Annotated in this window: 17 protein-coding genes and 1 pseudogene; 10 read left to right on the plus strand and 8 right to left on the minus strand. The window is 41.3% G+C overall.

Annotation, left to right across the window (positions count from 1 at the left end):
• Positions 1 to 124 precede the first annotated feature (124 nt).
• The 4 genes from QMF79_RS02440 to QMF79_RS02455 form a co-directional block, all read right to left on the minus strand.
• On the minus strand, positions 125 to 934 hold the full coding sequence (locus QMF79_RS02440; RefSeq protein WP_111426980.1) for an ABC transporter ATP-binding protein: 810 nt from the start codon (positions 932 to 934) through the stop codon (positions 125 to 127).
• A gap of 1 nt (position 935) precedes the next feature.
• Entirely contained in the window at positions 936 to 2,921 is a 1,986-nt protein-coding gene (locus QMF79_RS02445; RefSeq protein ID WP_111426979.1) for a dipeptide/oligopeptide/nickel ABC transporter permease/ATP-binding protein, read from the minus strand.
• On the minus strand, positions 2,921 to 3,874 hold the full coding sequence (locus QMF79_RS02450) for an ABC transporter permease (RefSeq protein WP_111312239.1): 954 nt from the start codon (positions 3,872 to 3,874) through the stop codon (positions 2,921 to 2,923). The genes QMF79_RS02445 and QMF79_RS02450 overlap by 1 nt, the downstream gene beginning before the upstream one ends.
• Before the next feature lie 147 nt (positions 3,875 to 4,021).
• A complete protein-coding gene (locus tag QMF79_RS02455; RefSeq protein ID WP_111426978.1) occupies positions 4,022 to 5,620 on the minus strand; it encodes an ABC transporter substrate-binding protein in 1,599 nt (532 codons plus the stop codon).
• Between the two features lie 392 nt (positions 5,621 to 6,012).
• Here QMF79_RS02455 and nagE point away from each other — a divergent pair, with 392 nt between their 5' ends.
• Positions 6,013 to 7,479 carry an N-acetylglucosamine-specific PTS transporter subunit IIBC gene (gene nagE / locus QMF79_RS02460; protein WP_111426977.1) on the plus strand — a complete coding sequence of 489 codons (1,467 nt, stop codon included), beginning with the start codon at positions 6,013 to 6,015 and terminating at the stop codon, positions 7,477 to 7,479.
• 221 nt (positions 7,480 to 7,700) lie between these two features.
• Positions 7,701 to 7,805 (plus strand): annotated as a pseudogene (locus QMF79_RS02465) (IS3 family transposase); the annotation flags it as partial.
• A gap of 63 nt (positions 7,806 to 7,868) precedes the next feature.
• Here QMF79_RS02465 and tdeA read toward each other — a convergent pair.
• The 3 genes from tdeA to gpt form a co-directional block, all read right to left on the minus strand.
• Positions 7,869 to 9,257: a toxin/drug exporter TdeA gene (tdeA, locus tag QMF79_RS02470; RefSeq protein ID WP_281772628.1), complete on the minus strand. Its 1,389-nt coding sequence runs from the start codon at positions 9,255 to 9,257 to the stop codon at positions 7,869 to 7,871.
• A 151-nt stretch (positions 9,258 to 9,408) separates the two neighbouring features.
• Positions 9,409 to 10,032: a guanylate kinase gene (gene gmk, locus QMF79_RS02475; RefSeq protein ID WP_281772629.1), complete on the minus strand. Its 624-nt coding sequence runs from the start codon at positions 10,030 to 10,032 to the stop codon at positions 9,409 to 9,411.
• An 81-nt stretch (positions 10,033 to 10,113) separates the two neighbouring features.
• Entirely contained in the window at positions 10,114 to 10,587 is a 474-nt protein-coding gene (gene gpt / locus QMF79_RS02480; protein ID WP_005705687.1) for a xanthine phosphoribosyltransferase, read from the minus strand.
• Between the two features lie 190 nt (positions 10,588 to 10,777).
• Here gpt and QMF79_RS02485 point away from each other — a divergent pair, with 190 nt between their 5' ends.
• From QMF79_RS02485 to rho, 7 genes are all read left to right on the plus strand, one after another.
• Positions 10,778 to 12,223, plus strand: a complete 1,446-nt coding sequence (locus QMF79_RS02485) for an aminoacyl-histidine dipeptidase (protein ID WP_281772630.1) — start codon at positions 10,778 to 10,780, stop codon at positions 12,221 to 12,223.
• Between the two features lie 103 nt (positions 12,224 to 12,326).
• On the plus strand, positions 12,327 to 12,911 hold the full coding sequence (locus QMF79_RS02490; protein ID WP_281772631.1) for a LemA family protein: 585 nt from the start codon (positions 12,327 to 12,329) through the stop codon (positions 12,909 to 12,911).
• A 75-nt stretch (positions 12,912 to 12,986) separates the two neighbouring features.
• The gene (locus tag QMF79_RS02495; protein WP_281772632.1) at positions 12,987 to 13,436 is read left to right on the plus strand and encodes a TPM domain-containing protein; all 450 of its coding nucleotides are present in this window, start codon (positions 12,987 to 12,989) and stop codon (positions 13,434 to 13,436) included.
• Complete coding sequence (locus tag QMF79_RS02500) at positions 13,433 to 14,236, plus strand: TPM domain-containing protein (protein ID WP_281772633.1); 804 nt, start codon at positions 13,433 to 13,435, stop codon at positions 14,234 to 14,236. The genes QMF79_RS02495 and QMF79_RS02500 overlap by 4 nt, the downstream gene beginning before the upstream one ends.
• Before the next feature lie 62 nt (positions 14,237 to 14,298).
• Positions 14,299 to 14,856 (plus strand): YtfJ family protein, encoded by a 558-nt coding sequence (locus tag QMF79_RS02505; RefSeq protein ID WP_281772634.1) that lies wholly within the window; start codon positions 14,299 to 14,301, stop codon positions 14,854 to 14,856.
• Between the two features lie 222 nt (positions 14,857 to 15,078).
• On the plus strand, positions 15,079 to 15,138 hold the full coding sequence (locus QMF79_RS10395; RefSeq protein WP_390890434.1) for a hypothetical protein: 60 nt from the start codon (positions 15,079 to 15,081) through the stop codon (positions 15,136 to 15,138).
• A gap of 205 nt (positions 15,139 to 15,343) precedes the next feature.
• A complete protein-coding gene (gene rho, locus QMF79_RS02510) occupies positions 15,344 to 16,606 on the plus strand; it encodes a transcription termination factor Rho (RefSeq protein WP_005705735.1) in 1,263 nt (420 codons plus the stop codon).
• Between the two features lie 56 nt (positions 16,607 to 16,662).
• Here the strand turns inward: rho and metF are convergent, their stop codons facing one another.
• Positions 16,663 to 17,541, minus strand: a complete 879-nt coding sequence (gene metF / locus QMF79_RS02515; RefSeq protein WP_005705608.1) for a methylenetetrahydrofolate reductase — start codon at positions 17,539 to 17,541, stop codon at positions 16,663 to 16,665.
• Between the two features lie 240 nt (positions 17,542 to 17,781).
• Between metF and citD the strand changes: the two genes are divergently transcribed.
• Positions 17,782 to 18,069 (plus strand): citrate lyase acyl carrier protein, encoded by a 288-nt coding sequence (citD, locus tag QMF79_RS02520; protein ID WP_005708463.1) that lies wholly within the window; start codon positions 17,782 to 17,784, stop codon positions 18,067 to 18,069.
• Positions 18,070 to 18,074: the final 5 nt, after the last annotated feature.

Here is an 18,074-nt window from a genome sequence, read left to right on the forward strand (position 1 = left end):
GCCCCCGCTTTGCTAAAGAGGGGGTATTCTTTAAACATCAACATCTTGAAAAAACTCAGGCGAGTTTCCTCGCCTGTTATTCACTCTGAAGAGCGGTCAAATTTGCAAAAACTTTTGCAATCAATTACAACAATGATGGTGCTGCACCGAGCAATTTTTTGGTGTAGTCAATCGTTGGGTTTTCAAAAATTTCTGCAGTAGTACCTATTTCCATAATTTTACCGCCGTTCATTACCACAATGCGGTCAGATACTTGGTGGACAGTTTGGATGTCGTGTGAAATAAACACCATGGCAAGGTTGAGTTCTTTTTTCAAGTCTGCCAATAAGTTTAGTACTTGAGCACGGACGGAAACATCGAGTGCGGACGTCGGTTCATCTGCCACAATCAGGCTTGGATTTAACGCTAAGGCACGAGCGATCGCAACACGTTGTTTCTGACCGCCAGATAAGCGAGTTGGCTCAACCGCTGCGGCAGAGCGTGGAAGCCCTACGCGTGAAAGCAATTCATACACACGTTTTTCACGTTCGTGTGGTTGCAGAATATTATGAATATCCATCGGATCTTTCAAAATATCCAACACTTTCATTCGTGGGTTTAACGCAGTGGCTGGGTCTTGGAAAATCACAGAGACTTGGCGACCAAAACGTTTGCGTGCTTCTGAGCTACCATATTCCATTTGTAAGCCGTTAAATTTTACCGTGCCTGAAGTCGGTTTTAAAAGACCGATCATCACATTCGCCAGCGTTGATTTACCGCAACCAGATTCGCCCACCAAACCAATGGTTTCGCCTGCTTTAATACCTAAAGAAACGTTATTCACGGCGGTGAATTTTTTGCGATTAAACAACGAGCCGTCGCGAGAAGGGAATTGCACCACAATGTTCTCTAAGTCGATGATGTTTTGTTCTTTGATTACTTTGATACTGCTCATATTATGCCTCACTTGCGACTTTAGTTTCAGCTACTTTGCCTGCTAAATGCGAAGCCCATAGGTGTTGTGCATCGCCTTCGATTGGCGTTAATACGAGTTTTTGGTTCGGGTCAGCTTCTGGGCGTAATGAACGGCTTGCGAAGCGGTCGCCGATGGCAAAGTCGTATGGAGACGGGACGCTACCAGGGATTTGGTATAAGCGTTCCGCACGCACTTCAGTTGAAAGCACAGAACCTAATAAACCTTGGGTATATTCGTGGGTTGGATGTGCCAATAAGGATGATGTCGGCGCAGTTTCCACCACTTGACCTGCATACATTACGGTGATGGAGTGTGCAAGTTGTGCGACTAAGGCTAAATCGTGGCTCACGAATACCATCGCAAAGCCGAGTTTCTCACGCAATTCGTTGAGCAATTTCACCACTTCTGCTTGAACAGTTACGTCTAATGCAGTGGTTGGTTCGTCCGCAATTAAGAGTTTCGGTTCGCGGGTTAATGCCATTGCGATTACCACACGTTGGCGTTGTCCTCCAGATAATTCGTGCGGATAACGATTCAAGACTTTGTTTGGATCTAAGTGTACCCATTCCAACAATTTTTCAGCGGTATGTTTGCTACCACGTTTAATCAGTTGGTTCATTTGATCTTTGATACGCATTGATGGGTTTAATGCACTCAAAGAGTCTTGGTAGATCATCGCGATTTCTGTACCGCGTAGATCCGCTAAATGGTTTGAATTTAACAAGCTATGTTGTTTGCCACTGCGGTCGGTGAAAAGAATTTCACCTGTGATTTTCGCGGTTTTCGGCAATAAGCCCATAATGGAGAACGCCGTAATTGATTTACCACAACCAGATTCGCCCACCAATCCCATCGTTTCACCTTCGTTTACAGTAAAGCTGATGTTATCCACAAGAGGAATGTCACCATAACGATTTGGGAAACGAATCGACAAGTTTTTCACTTGTAAAATTGGTTTCGCATTGCTGTTAAGTTGCATACGGTCAGTGCGGGTAACTTCTTTATCGTGTAAGCGTAAGAGATAGCGTTTCAGTGCCAAACCTTCGCCCAATGCTTCTTGCACGTCAGTTGATAAACGTTCATCTGATTTGTGTTCAGATTTTTTGCTTGCTTTCAAACGTGGGTTAACTAATGCATCAGTTAAGCCTTCTGCAAGAATGTTTAACGCTAATACGGTCAGTAAAATCATCACACCCGCAAAGGTTGTTGCCCACCATGCACCGTTTAACACGATGTTACGACCTTCCGATAACACATTACCCCAAGATGGATGTGGTGGTTGTACGCCTGCACCTAAGAAAGAGAGTGAAGCTTCAAACACAATCGCATCTGCTACCATTACGGTTGCGAAAACCAATACAGGTGCCGCAGTGTTGCGAACTACGTGTTTGAGTAAGATGTAAGTGCGGCTACCGCCAATTACACGCTCTGCACGCACATAGTCTTCATCCCATTGAGAGACCACGTTTGCACGCACTACACGAGCAAGTTGCGGTGTATAAACCACGGCGATGGTGAAGATAATCACTGGCACTGTGTTACCGAATGTAGCAAGTAATACAGCCGCTAATGCGATACCTGGGAATGCCATCAAGATATCCATCAATCGCATAATGATCTCATTACCCCAGCGGTCTGCGGTTGCAGCGGTTGCTCCGAGAATGCCCCCAAAGAGAATCGCACAACCTACTGCACCTAAACCGATAAAGAGTGATGTCTGAGCACCATAAACGATACGAGAGAAAATATCGCGACCCAAGCGGTCTGTTCCGAATAAGAAATCACCACTTGGTGGACGCATACGGGCAATTGCCGCTAATGGATCGTGCGTTGCGACCACTGGTGCAAAAACTGCCACTAATGCCACTAAAACTAAGAAAACTAAAGCGATTTTTGAAGCGGGTGAGAGTGCTTTGAAACGTGCTCCGCCCATCGCTAAACGCTGTGCTAAACCTTGACGAAACATTATAGACTCCGAATTTTAGGGTTGATTAGAACATACAAGACATCCACGATGATATTCACAATCACGAATGTAAATGCGATAGTTAATACCACACCTTGCACCAAGTTTAAATCGTGGTTCACGATACCGTTGAAGATCAATTTACCCATACCCGGTAAGTCGAAGATTTGTTCGATAACCACTGCACCACCTAATAAATAGCCCACGCGTAAACCAAGAACAGTCACAGGCGTAATTAAGGCGTTGCGTAACACGTTATAGCGAATCACGGTTGGATATGGCACACCGTTACCAATTGCAGTACGCACATAGTCTTTATCCATTTCTTCTACCATGGTAGTACGTACCACACGGATTAAAGACGCACATACAGGCACTGCTAATGCTAGTGAAGGTAAGATCATTGATTGCACATAACCGCTTGGATCTTCACCAAATGGCACAAAACCACCAGATGGTAGCCAGTCAAGTTCAAGCGAGAACCATTGAATAAGTAAAATACCGAGCCAGAAAGATGGCGTTGCGACTGCCGCAACAGAGATTAAACGAATCACTTGGTCTACCCAGCTGTCACGATAAAGTGCCGCTAACACACCAAGTGTAAATGAAACCACCGCAGCAAATACCACACCAATTAAAGTAAGTTGGAGGGTAATTGGGAACGATTTTGCAATCATACCGCTAATTGGAAGCTCTGGCGGCATTGTCATCCCAAAATCAAAGAAGAATAAATTGCCGAGAAAACGGAAATATTGTACGAAAAGTGGATCATTTAAGCCGTGGCTTTCACGATAAAGTTCTTTTGCCGCTTCTGATGCACTTTCACCCAATGCAACAGTGGCGGGATCGCCAGGAGTGAATTGAAGTACCACAAATACAAGTGCGGTTACTCCCAAAATCATCACGGGCAATGCCATCAATCGGCGGAAAAGTAAGCGAAGTATAATTTCCATGTTGTCCCCAGTTATCACTGCGAATATAGAGAATATATGGCAGAGTTGTGTTTAAGAATAGAATGTGGGTTGTTTATTTTCATCCCCCACAAGGGGAGAGAGTGAATTAACAACCCAACATTTTAAAGAGCGGTTGATTTTACCGAATTATTTACGACCAACACCTAAGAAAGATACCCCTGTTGTTGCCAATGGTTGATAACCTTCAAGTTTACTTTCATCCCACGCAGATGGAAGTTTGCGGTGAACGATTGGATAAAGTGGTACTTCAGCTGCAATAAGATCGAACGCTTCTTTCCAAAGTTTGCGTGCTTCTTCGTGGTTTGCCGCACGTACAGCACCATCTAAGAAACCTTGAAGTTTCGCAAATTCAGGCGTATTGCTCCAACGGAAACGGCGTTTTGGCCATACATCACCACGGTACCACCAGCTTAATAATAAGTCTAAGTCGTCACCGAATACAGATGGATCCCCTGGGGCGATACCCACACTAAATGAGCCCACATCTACGTTGTTTGCATAGAATGCTCCAGATTGTAAGTGTTGAAGCGTCACTTTCACGCCTGGGATTTTATTCCAAGATTCTAAAATTAATGGTGCACACTCTTTCACCCAGTCGTGGTCGGTTGAAAGTAATTCAAATTTAAGCTCAGTTAAACCTGCTTCTTTTAACAATGCCGCCGCTTTTTCTGGATTATATTCATATTGCGTTGCCGCTTTCATATAATCTGGGTGAGTGCTTTGTACATAGCAGGTTGAGGCTTCTGCATTGCCATCGAACACAAAGTCTACTAATTTTTGTCTGTCTAAACCGTAGTGTAATGCTTGACGTACTTTTGGATTGTCAAATGGTGCTTTTTCGCAGTTAAACATTAAGAATAACAAGCCGAATGATTGCACTGATTTAACGGTTTGTTTTTTCGATTTCAAACGTGGAATGTCAAGATATGGCACACTTTCCATCGCTTGTGTACGTTTAGATTCTTGTGCAGTAACACGAGCTGCTGCATCAGATAACAAGAACCACGACATTTTTTCCACTAATGCTGGATATTTACCGTTATAAGGCTCATAAGCTTCAAAGATGATTTTGTCATCTTTTACCGCTGAAACGAATTTATACGGGCCGGAACCGATTGGGTGAGCATCAAATTTGGATTGACCTACCGCTTCAATCACGTGTTTCGGTACAATTTTCACAATGGTTAAGCGTTTAGCAAATAACGCAAATGGATATTTGAGTTTGAACTCAACAGTTTTATCATCCACTGCTTTCACGCTCTCAACAAAATCAATAAACATCACGAATAAAGATTTATTCGCAGGATCCATAATACGATTGTATGAATATACCACATCTTCTACGGTAACTGGTTTACCATCATGGAAGGTTGCCCCTTCACGAATCATTACACGCCAAGTGGTATCGTCAATTTGTTCTGGCTCTTTCGCTGCTAATGCAAGATAAGGCTCGCGAGTTGCAGGGTGTAAATCCACCAAGCCTTCAAAAAGATGCAAGTTCGCTGCAAATGGTGAAGCACCACTTGATGTCATTGGGTCAAAACCTGTTGAAAGCGGGTATGCGATCCCTGCTTCAATGGTTTTACCTTTAATACCACTTGCCACTGCATTTGGCACAAATGTACCTAATGAACCACTAAATGCAAAACCTGCAGTAACACCCGCTGCAACTTTAAGGAAATGACGACGAGACTCATTATTGAGGGAAGAACAATATTTAGTCATATTAGACTCCTTGTGTGTGATGAAAAACTCATTGTGTTCCTATCGTTTCTCAATAAAAAACTGAAAACACAACCAGTAAACTCATTCTTTTAAAATGAAGTGAAACAATCACTTTTTAAAATAAAATGATTTGGTTAAATCATATTTTCTTACGGGATCTCTGTCAATAAAGCAAAACGGTTAAATTTCTATTCTGTGATCAATGTCACACTCTTTTTATTTCTACTCTTTTAGGAATTTTTACAATATACAAATAAAATACTTTTAGAGTATTACGCCATTTTAATAAATTAAATATAGTGATCAACTTCACAAATTTATATCATTCATCTTGCTATTTTTAATACAAAACCAGTATTCTTTATATACATTCAAAACAAAAGGAGCTTCTTATGAGTATTCTCAGCTATGCACAAAAAATTGGGCAAGCCTTAATGGTGCCTGTAGCAGCTTTACCAGCCGCTGCGATGTTGATGGGGATTGGTTATTGGACGGATCCTGAGGGTTGGGGAGCAAATAGCCAACTTGCAGCCTTACTGATAAAATCAGGCGGGGCAATTATTGATAATATGGGCTTATTATTTGCTGTTGGGGTGGCATTTGGGCTTTCTAAAGATAAACACGGCTCCGCAGCACTTTCAGGTTTAGTCGGTTACTATGTAGTGACTACTCTACTCTCCCCTGCAAGCGTGGCTCAATTACAACATATTGATGCCAGCCAGGTGCCCGCTGCATTTGGTAAAATTAACAACCAATTTATCGGGATTTTAATCGGGGTGATTTCTGCTGAACTTTACAACCGCTTCTATCAAGTAGAATTACCAAAAGCACTATCCTTCTTTAGCGGCAAACGTTTAGTGCCAATCATTGTTTCTTTCGTAATGATGCTTATCTCTTTCATCTTACTTTACGTATGGCCACACATTTTCAACGCTCTCGTTGCATTTGGTGAATCCATCAAAGATTTAGGTGCATTCGGTGCAGCAATCTACGGCTTTTTCAACCGCTTGTTAATCCCAGTTGGCTTACACCATGCATTAAACTCTGTATTCTGGTTTGATGTGGCAGGCATTAACGATATTCCAAACTTCTTAGGTGGTGCAAAATCTTTAGCAGAAGGTACTGCGACTGTCGGTGTGACAGGTATGTACCAAGCTGGTTTCTTCCCAATGATGATGTTCGGCTTGCCAGGTGCAGCCCTTGCTATTTACCACTGTGCGAAACCAAGCCAAAAAGCAAAAGTTGCCTCTATTATGTTAGCTGGTGCATTAGCTTCTTTCTTTACAGGTATCACCGAACCGCTTGAATTTTCCTTTATGTTCGTTGCACCTGTGCTATATTTAATCCATGCAATCTTAACAGGTATCTCCGTTTTCATTGCAGCAACCATGCAATGGATCGCAGGCTTTGGCTTTAGTGCGGGTTTAGTGGATATGGTGCTTTCATCAGGTAACCCACTTGCCGTGAACTGGTATATGCTTATCCTACAAGGCTTAGTTTTCTTTGTAATTTACTATTTCGTATTCCGTTTTGCGATTAAAACATTCAACCTCAAAACATTAGGTCGTGAAGAAGAAAAAGAGGAAACCGAAGTAGTTCCTCAAGGACAAACAAATCAATCACGAGAAGAAAGAGCAGTTCAATTTATTGATGCACTCGGTGGCGCAGGAAACTTCAAAACTGTAGATGCTTGTATCACTCGCTTACGTTTAACCCTCGTTGATCACAACAACATTAACGAAGTCAAACTCAAAACCCTAGGCTCAAAAGGCAACGTTAAAATTGGAAATGATGGATTGCAAGTGATTTTAGGCCCAGAAGCGGAATTAGTTGCAGAAGCAATTAAAGCGAAACTTTAATTTCTATCACTAATAATAAAAACATAGTTTGATCTGCACCCCAAAAGTTGGACTAAACAACCCACTAACTAAGGTGCAGATTTTTTGATGACCAAATACAATTTTCTTTTTAAATTACTCACCTGAATTTAAACTGAACGTAATACAAGCGGTTAAACATGGGCAATTTTCTGCAGAAACTGCATGTTTAGCATTGCTCATTCAGGTGTTACCAGCCAATGATGGAGAAAACGCTCCATGAGTGCATTTATTATTACAACCATGAGTGCATTCAGGGGAAACTAAAAGGACTAAGCCCTGTGAATAACAGAACTCAGTCCTTGAACTACATAAGTCTAACTTCTTGGAGGCGGATCAAAACTATGCCTTTTGCTTTATCCGTCTTCTTTCTAACGACTATATTTCCCTGCCATTGCTTGATACACTAAATTTTCATTCATTAAAATCGTATATTTTTGATTTAACAAAGAAATTTGTGAACTCAGCTCGGTATTCATCGCACTAATCCAATCGCGGAATTCTGCTACACCTTGGTTGTAACGGTTTTGGTAGTAAGTGCTGATCTTACGGTTTTTCTCGTAAGTTTGCTCTAATAAACCGAAACTGCTACGTGACTGGTTGTAAGTGTAGTAATAGCTGTCAATTTCGTTTAATGCAGTAGTAATCGTTTGTTCGTAGTTCATACGAGCGGTAGTGTAATCTGCCTCAGAGATTTTCACGTTATTTTTCACACGATTCCAATCTAAGAATGGCAGATCGAATGAGAACACGCCGTTTGCAATTGGGTTATCTGCCACATTTGATGCTGAACGTGCACTACCCGAGATTGCTCCACCTAAGGTTAAAGTTGGGAACCAGCTTTTTTCGGTTGCTGTTAAGGTTTTAAACGCACTTTGTAAACGATTTAAACGCATCGCCACATCTGGACGGTTTGCAATGGCGGAAACAGGGACATTAGTATCCACGCCTTGTAATTTCACGTTAAGAATGTTTGGATAACGAGATGGAAGCGGTTGATTTGGCTGAAGATTTAGCAAATTACGCATTGTTTTTTCAGCTGTTTTTAAGCTTGTTTCTAAACCAACCACGCTATTACGAGCACTTAGCGTCGCTTGTTGAGCCTGCTCTACCGCTAATGGGTCGATTGCACCCACTTTCAATTTATTGTTTAAGATATTGCTGATTTGCTCATAGTTTTTGATGGTGCGGTTTGTTACCGCAATCGCATCTTTGTAGTAAGCTATTTGGTAATAAGTTGCCACCACAGAGTTAATCAATGAAAGGCGAGCCGCTTTTAAGTCTTCTTGTGTCGCTTTATGTTCCCACTCTGCCGCACTTGCACTGTCTGCTAAACGACGCCATAAGTCGATAGTATAACTTAAGTTAAAGCTTGCGGTATTATTTACCGTTGAAGTGCCAACAGAATTGGTATTGTTACTTGATCCAACACCTTTTGATGCCGATGATGAAGCTGAACCGCTAAAGGTTGGTACAAGGTTTGCTCCCACTAAATTTGCATTATAAAGGGCACGATTTACTGCAATGGCACTTTTTGCAAGATCTACGTTATTTTTAATCGCTTGTTCCACTAATTCATTCAGTTGTGGATCGTTATAACCGTGCCACCATTGTTCATCAACAGAGAATTGTTTAGTAATATCTTGGTAATTTTGATAGGTTTGTTTTGCTTGGTCTAGGCTGCCATCATTGCTCATATTTGAACACGCAGAGAGGGCTAAGCCTAAAACCACAGAGAATGCGAGTTTGGATAGTTTCATTAATGTTCCTTATAAAATACTAATTTTTTTGAAACAATCGGCATCGAAATAGCGATTAACTCGTAGGGGAGGGTTTTATCCCCTCCCTGAGAAAATCAAATTTGGACGGGGATAAACCCCGTCCCTACGCCAATAATAAATTTAGAATGACTTACTTATCTAAAAGCTGTTCAATCAACGCCTTATGACGAATTTCTTGAGAGGCTAATTTCAAGCGTTCGGCAGTCAAAATGGCTTTAAGTTCCGCCAAAGCCTGTTGGAAATCATCGTTTACAATCACGTAATCGAACTCGTTGTAATGGCTCATTTCTGATTCCGCTTCTGCCATACGTTTTGCGATGGTTTCTTCTGAATCTTGACCGCGCCCCACTAAACGATTTTTTAACTCTTCACGTGAAGGAGGTAAAATGAAGATCGTTTTCACATTCGGTACTTTTTGGCGAATTTGTCTTGCCCCTTGCCAGTCGATGTCTAAAAACACATCTACACCTTGTTCAAGTGATTTTTCAATCATTGGTAAAGATGTGCCGTAATAGTTGCCGAATACCTCTGCCCATTCAAGGAAGTGATCTTTCTCAATCAGTGCCTCAAATTCAGCGTGAGTAGTGAAATAATAATGCACGCCATCTTCTTCCGCTGGGCGAGAATTACGGGTGGTGTGAGAAATCGATAAACGTACTTCGTTGCGAGGTAAATCAGCAAGTAACGCATTGATTAGAGAGGACTTTCCTGCACCGCTTGGGGCAGATAAAATATATAAATTACCTAAACTCATAACAACCTCAAGAGGAAATCAGATAAAGGGAGTAAAAAGAGAAAATGGGTAACGAATCCACTTCATTACCCATTTTGATGATTATTTTTTCGCAAGAGGTGGAACGAACTGAATGCCTAAATCCCAAGGCTGTTCAATCCAAGTTTCTTGAGGAATATCAATGACATAATCGTCTACTAACGGTGCACCTGCTGGTTTTGCGAATACGGTCACAAATTTCGCTTTTGGATACATTCTGCGAATTTCGCGAGCAGTGTTACCCGTATCAACTAAGTCATCCACAACGATAAAACCTTCGCCATCCGTTTGTGCTGCGTGTAATACTTTTAACGCACCTTGGTTATCGTGATCGTAGCTTGCAATACATACGGTTTCAACGTGGCGAATGCCTAATTCACGCGCTAGCACTGCCGCTGGGAATAAACCGCCACGGCTTACGGCAATAATGCCTTTCCATTGTGAAGCAGGTAATAAACGCTCTGCCAATTTGCGTGCGTGCATATGGAACATATCCCACGTTACAACATATTTTTCATTTGTGTATTTTTCGCTCATAACTAGATCCCAAAATATAAAAAATCGACGAATTGAGGTTTCGCCGAATAAAAAAATTGCGTTATTCTAACCTAAAAATGACATTCGTGCTATTATTTCCCGCACATTCTTTCTCGCTTTTGAACATAAATATTTTACAAGCGGTAGAATTTTCTCGATATTTAACAGAAATAAACAAATGAGGTGTTATATGTCTGAAATTGCTTCTTTAAATCCACAAGCACTTTGGCAATGGTTCGATAAAATTTGTGCTATTCCCCACCCTTCTTATCACGAAGAGCAAATTGCTAATTTCATTGTAGATTGGGCAAAATCTCAATCCCTTTTCGTTGAGCGTGATAATGCAGGTAATATTTTAATTCGTAAACCCGCCACAAAAGGTATGGAAAATCGCCAAACTCTCGCCCTGCAAGCACACTTAGATATGGTGCCACAAGCCAACGCAAGCACAGTGCACGATTTTTTGAAAGATCCGATCCAACCTTACCAAGATGGCGAATGGGTCAAAGCTAAAGGCACAACCCTTGGTGCGGATAACGGCATCGGTTTAGCCTCTTGCCTTGCTGTGCTTTCTTCAACTGATTTAGCTCACCCAGAAATCGAGGTGCTTCTCACAATGAGCGAAGAAGTAGGAATGGAAGGAGCATTAGGCTTGCGTCCAAACTGGCTAACATCTAACATAATGATCAACACCGATACCGAAGATAACGGTGAAATTTATATCGGTTGTGCAGGTGGCGAAAACGTAGAAATCCACTTGCCTATTGAGTTTGAAAAAGCAGAAGGTCAAGCAGTGCAAATCACGCTGAAAGGCTTACGCGGTGGGCATTCTGGCTGCGATATTCACACCAACCGTGTGAATGCCATCAAGCTATTAATGCGAATCCTCTCAGATCTTTACCAAATAGAAGCCTTCCAACTGGTAAATATTGCGGGCGGTTCAGTACGCAATGCGATTCCACGAGAAGCTCACGCTACCCTTTTGGTTAAAGATGTGGCAAAAATTACCGCTTGTATTGAGCAACTACAAGCAAAATTCCAATCAGAATATCACTTAGCAGAACCGAATTTAACACTGGTTGCGGAAGCTACAAATTCAGCCGAAAAAGCCTTTACTGCAAAAGCAACCCAAACCGTATTGCAGTTCTTAACGCTGTTGCCAAACGGCGTGATCCGCAATAGTGATACGGTAAAAAACGTGGTGGAAACCTCACTCAGTATTGGCGTGCTTTCACTTCAAAATGAGCAATTAGTAGGCACGATTTTATCTCGTTCATTAGTTGAACACGGCAAAGAAGAAGTGCGTAGTCGCTTAAATGCCTTAGTACAATTAACAGGAGCAACGGTCGAATATTCAGGCAATTACCCTGGTTGGGAACCAGCACCAAATTCTGAAATTACGGCACTCACGAAAAAAATCTATGATGAAGTGTTAGGTTATGAAGCTCAAATCAAAGTCATTCATGCAGGCTTAGAATGTGGCTTAATCAAAGAGGTATATCCAAACATGGATTTAGTCTCTATCGGCCCAACCATCCGCAATGCTCATTCGCCAGACGAAAAAGTACATATTCCAGCGGTACAAATTTATTGGGAATTGCTCACCAAATTATTGGCGAATGCACCGCAAAAATAAGGCAAAAAATCACCGCTTGTAAAGCTAGGTAATTTTTGTTGCCTTTTGGGGATTGTGCTATACAATCCCCATTTTCTTAACCAACTTTTACAAGGATAACTCAATGAAGAAAATTTTATGGATCGTACTCATCGCAATCGTAGGTTTAGGCGGCTACTCTCTGACTAAATATAATGACTTAATGCGTGCCGAAGAAGACATTAACTCTGTTTGGGGTAACGTAGAATCTGCTTACCAACGCCGTGCGGATCTCATTCCAAACTTAGTCAATGCAGTAAAAGGGCAAGCGAATTTTGAGAAAGAGACACTAACAGCAGTGATGGATGCACGCTCAAAAGCAACCGCGGTAACAATTAATCCAAACACCGCAACCGAAGATGAAATGGCGAAATTCCAAGCCGCTCAACAAGATGTAAACTCATCACTTTCACGTTTATTGGTGACGGTTGAGAAATACCCAGAATTGAAAGCTCACGAAGGTTTCTTAAACTTACAAGCCCAGCTTGAAGGCACAGAAAACCGCATCAATACTGAACGTAATAACTTCAATGTGGCAGTGAAAGAATACAACAAACAAGTGCGTGAAATGCCAACCAAAATTGCAGCAATGATTATGGGCTTTAAAGCCAAACCACAATTCAAGGCAGAATCTGGCGCAGAAAAAGCACCTGTAGTGAATTTTAATTAGTTTCCAGAATTAGCGTAGGGCGTGTGCACACGCCCCTACAAAAACGAATGATTGCTACAATACAAGGATTTTGCTATGCCCTCAATTCCTTTCTTCTCCAAAAAACTTCCCATTAGCACCAAACAAATCGAACAAGCTATTGCCCATTTAGAAACACAGACCTCCGCTGAATTACGTGTAGTAGTTGAGCGTAAAAACACCAGCAAACTCGATGCGATTGCTCGTGCCAAGCAGCTTTTTGATGAGCTAAATATGCGAGAAACGCAAGAGCGTAATGGTGTGCTAATCTACCTTGCTTTTAAACCACATCATTTAGCGGTGATTGGCGATCAAGGTATTTACGAAAAAGTGGGGAAAGAGTTTTGGCAAGTGGTTTATGAAGCAATGAAAAAACAACTTCAATTAGGCAATTACACCCAAGCAATTTGCGATGGCATTGCTCAAATTGAAGAACAACTCGCCCGTTATTTCCCTTATCAAGCCAATGATGTGAATGAACTCCCAAATGAGGTGGTGATTAAATGATTAGCAAATTTTCTCAACATTTTTACCGCTTGTTTGGGCTATTTTTATTGTTTTTTAGCTTAAACAGCTGGGCGGTTGATTATCCTAAAGCACCCGATCCGTTCTATTATGTGAATGATTACACCAACACTCTCAACCCGCAAGAATGGCGAACGCTGGAAAATGCGTTAATTGAAAACCGCAGCAAAACCAGCTCGCAAATTATTGTAGCGATTATTCCTACCACGCAAGGCGAAGAGATTGCACAATATGCAACCAATTTATTCAACAAATGGGGCATTGGTCGAACCAAACATAATGAGAATAATGGTGTATTATTGCTTGTTGCCAAAAATGACCGCAAACTCTTTATTGCAACGGGCCGAGGCATTGAAGGGGCGCTGCCTGATGCAACGGCTTCAACCATTATCCGCCATAATATCACGCCTTATTTCAAGCAAGAACGCTATGCGGAAGGCATTGCCAGCGGCTTATCGGCAATTATGGCAGCCATCAACGGCGAATATGCTGCTTACGACAGCTATGGCGAAGAACAACAACCATTTGATGACATTGACGGACTACTCTTTTTCTTAGGAATGGGATTGGTCATCTTCGTGATTTTCTATCCGCGTGGAAACAGCCGTTATGTTAGCCCAAGCACACTAGACCAACTCGGACGTGAAATGATGCGTGCATCTCGCAGCAATAACGGATTTGGCGGCGGATTCGGTGGTGGCTTTGGTGGCGGAAGCCGTGGTAGTGGCGACAGCTTCGGTGGCGGCTCTTCTGGCGGCGGCGGTGCTGGCGGGAGTTGGTAAATTCTCCTCTTCTTCCTCAAAGGAAGAGAGTAATAATACATTTTAACAACGAAGGAATTAATATGAAAAAATCCCTTTTCACACTTTTAACAAGTGCAATCTTATTAGATAATACTGCTTTAGCACACAATCTCAAATTAGAACAACCTTTACCGCAAGTAAGCGTTTCAGATGAAGGTGAAATCGTATTGAAAGGCAAAGAAGTAGCATTTCAACCGTGGAAATCGACCACTTTAAATGGCAAAGTTCGCATTGTGCATCACTTAGCAGGCAGAAGTTCAGCCAAAGAAAAAAACCAAGCAGTCATTGATGCAATTAAAGCAGCTCACTTTAACCCAACCCAATATCAAACCACAACCATTATCAATGCTGATGATGCTATTGTAGGCACGGGTTTATTTGTTAAAAGCAGTGCAGAAAATGGCAAAAAAGAGAACCCTCATAGCCAAGTGGTGTTAGACGATAAAAGCTCAGTTAAAAACGAATGGGGTTTAAAGGGCAAAGAGAGTACGGTTATTGTGTTGGATAAATCAGGCAAAGTGAAGTTTGTGAAGGAAGGTAAACTTTCGAGTGAGGAAATTCAGACTGTTATTGGTTTAGTCGAAAATTTAGTGCAATAATTTATTTGCCCCAATGGATATTCTATTAATCTGCACCCCAAAAGTTGGATTAAATAACCAACTGACTAAGGTGCAGATTTTTTATGACCAAATACAACACTCTTTTTAAACAATAAGTCATCGAATTTTATCTCCAAAATGGTAAAAATCGTTCACTTACCCGCAGGCATTTTCAATTTGCCGAAACAACATTAGAACGTTCATTGTTACAACTATGAACGTATTCAGGGGAAACTAAAAGGACTGAGCCCTGTGAATGATAGCACTCAGTCCTTGAACTAAATCAGTCTAACTTTTTGGAGTCAGATTAAAATGATTGGGAGTTTTTGTATGAAAATAGCGATAAAAGCGGTCTAAAATCAGAAAGAGTTTGCAATTTTTCACAACTTGGCGTATCCTTCTTATGTCAAATTTATAGCAGGAAGCTATATCTCTCATAGTAATATGATATCCAATCCTCATTATTTTTAACTTATCAAAAATTCCTATGCATCTTACTCAATTAAAAAATACCCCCGTTTCGGAGCTTGTCGAAATGGGTGAAAACCAAATGGGCTTAGAAAATTTAGCCCGTTTACGCAAGCAAGATATTGTTTTCGCCATCCTTAAACAACATGCAAAAAGTGGCGAAGATATTTTTGGTCAAGGCGTGTTAGAAATCTTGCCAGATGGTTTTGGTTTCTTACGTTCAGCTGATAGCTCTTATTTGGCTGGTCCTGATGATATTTATGTTTCGCCAAGCCAAATCCGCCGTTTTAATTTACAAACGGGGGATAAAATAGAGGGAAAAATCCGCCCACCTAAAGAAGGCGAGCGCTATTTTGCTCTACTTAAAGTTGATCTTGTTAATGACGACAAACCAGAAGTTTCTCGCAGTAAAATCCTTTTCGAAAACTTAACCCCTCTTCACGCCAACTCTCGTTTACGTATGGAACGTGGTAATGGCTCAACCGAAGATTTAACCGCTCGTATCTTAGATTTAGCCGCACCCATTGGTAAAGGTCAGCGTGCGTTGATCGTAGCACCGCCAAAAGCGGGTAAAACCGTTCTTCTGCAAAATATTGCACAAAGCATCACGCACAATTACCCAGAATGTGAGTTAATTGTGTTATTGATTGATGAACGCCCTGAAGAGGTAACTGAAATGCAACGTACCGTGCGTGGCGAAGTGATTGCTTCAACCTTTGATGAACCTGCAACACGCCATGTTCAAGTTGCCGAAATGGTAATTGAGAAAGCAAAACGTGCAGTTGAACACAAAAAAGATGTGGTGATTTTATTAGACTCTATCACACGTCTTGCTCGTGCTTACAATACCGTGACCCCTGTTTCAGGTAAAATTTTATCAGGTGGTGTAGATGCTAACGCTTTACACCGTCCAAAACGTTTCTTCGGTGCAGCACGTAATGTTGAAGAGGGCGGTAGCTTAACTATTATCGCAACAGCTCTTGTGGATACAGGATCGAAAATGGACGAGGTTATTTTCGAAGAGTTTAAGGGAACAGGTAATATGGAACTGCATCTTTCTCGTAAAATTGCAGAACGTCGTATCTTCCCAGCAATTGAATTTAACCGTTCTGGCACACGTAAAGATGACCTATTGATGAGTCCTGAAGAGCACCAAAAAACCTGGATGTTACGTAAAGTGCTTAACCCAATGGGTGAAGTTGAGGCAATTGAATGGTTGATTGATAAACTCAGTGTTGCAAAAACCAACGAAGAGTTTTTTGAAATCATGAAACGTTCATAGATAATAGGGGCAGGGATGTTATCCCTGCCCCTGATCATTTCTATTTTAAGAGCTTTCTAAGGTCTTACCCCTAAAGTATGACAAATCGCGTAGGTTAATTCTGAGCGGTTGAGGGTATAGAAGTGGAAATCTTTTACGCCCTCTTTTGATAATACACGAACCATATCCATTGCGATGCTTGCAGCAACAAGGTTGCGTGTGGTTGGGTCATCATCCAAACCATCATACATTCTGTACATCCAATTTGGGATTTTTACGTTGGTAATTTTCGCCATTTTTTGAAGTTGTTTGAAGTTAGTCACAGGTAAAATTCCTGGTACGATTTCAACATCAATCCCAACATTCACACAGCGGTCTCGGAAACGAAGGTAGCTGTCGATATCAAAAAAGAACTGGCTGATTGCACGGTTCGCACCAGCATCTACCTTGCGTTTTAAGTTAATTAAATCTGCTTGTGCCGATTTTGCTTCAGGGTGAACTTCTGGATAAGCGGCAACAGAAATATCAAAGTCTGCCACTTCTTTTAATAATGCTACTAAATCAGACGCATAAAAAGGTTTTTTCGCGTAGCCTTTGGGTTCATCGCCGCGTAAAGCTACGATATTACGGATACCATTATCCCAATAATCTTTGGCAATCTGGCGTAACTCGTCAGGCGTTGCATCAATCCCTGTTAAATGCGGTGCAGCAATGAGCCCTGTTTCTTGTTGAATACTTTTTACGATGCTATGTGTACGATCACGTTCGCCTGAGTTTGCCCCATAAGTCACGGAGACGAATTTCGGTTTAAGTGGTGCAAGACGAGAAATAGAATCCCACAGTAAATTTTCCATTTTTTCATTTTTAGGTGGAAAAAATTCAAAAGAGACGTTAATTTTTCCGTTTAAATCTGCGATGTTTTGGTTTAAGTGATCGATATCTGTTGCAAAGCTCATAGCTACCTCTGTTATGCTGTAAAATCGAAATTAATTTCACTTTAAATGGATTAATTTATTAAAGCAAGCTCATATTTTTAGGATTTAATATGAAATCTATTCATACAAAATATTTTTTTTGATATACATCAATAGTACCCCTTTATTATTAGATTTTTGATAAAAAATCAGTAGAATGCTCAGGAATTATTTTTTCACTGAAATAAACCACTTTTGTTAATTTGAAATAAGGAACGCATTATGCAGATAACCAAAGCTGCCGTAGCTGGCACATTAGAATCTAGCGATGCACAAGTGCGAATTGCACCAGCTAATACGCTTGAAATTGAACTTAATAGTTCGGTAGGTAAACAATTTGGCGACGATATTCTTGCCACTATTCACGATGTGTTAAAACAGTTTGAAGTCTCAAACGCCCAAGTGATCGTGGAAGATAAAGGTGCATTAGATTGCGTGCTTCGTGCAAGATTAAAAGCAGCATTATTACGTGCAACCGATGAGCAAATTAACTGGGAGAAAGTGCTATGAGCCAA

Source organism: Pseudohaemophilus parahaemolyticus (assembly GCF_938021905.1).
Taxonomy (GTDB): Bacteria; Pseudomonadota; Gammaproteobacteria; order Enterobacterales; family Pasteurellaceae; genus Haemophilus_A; species Haemophilus_A parahaemolyticus_B.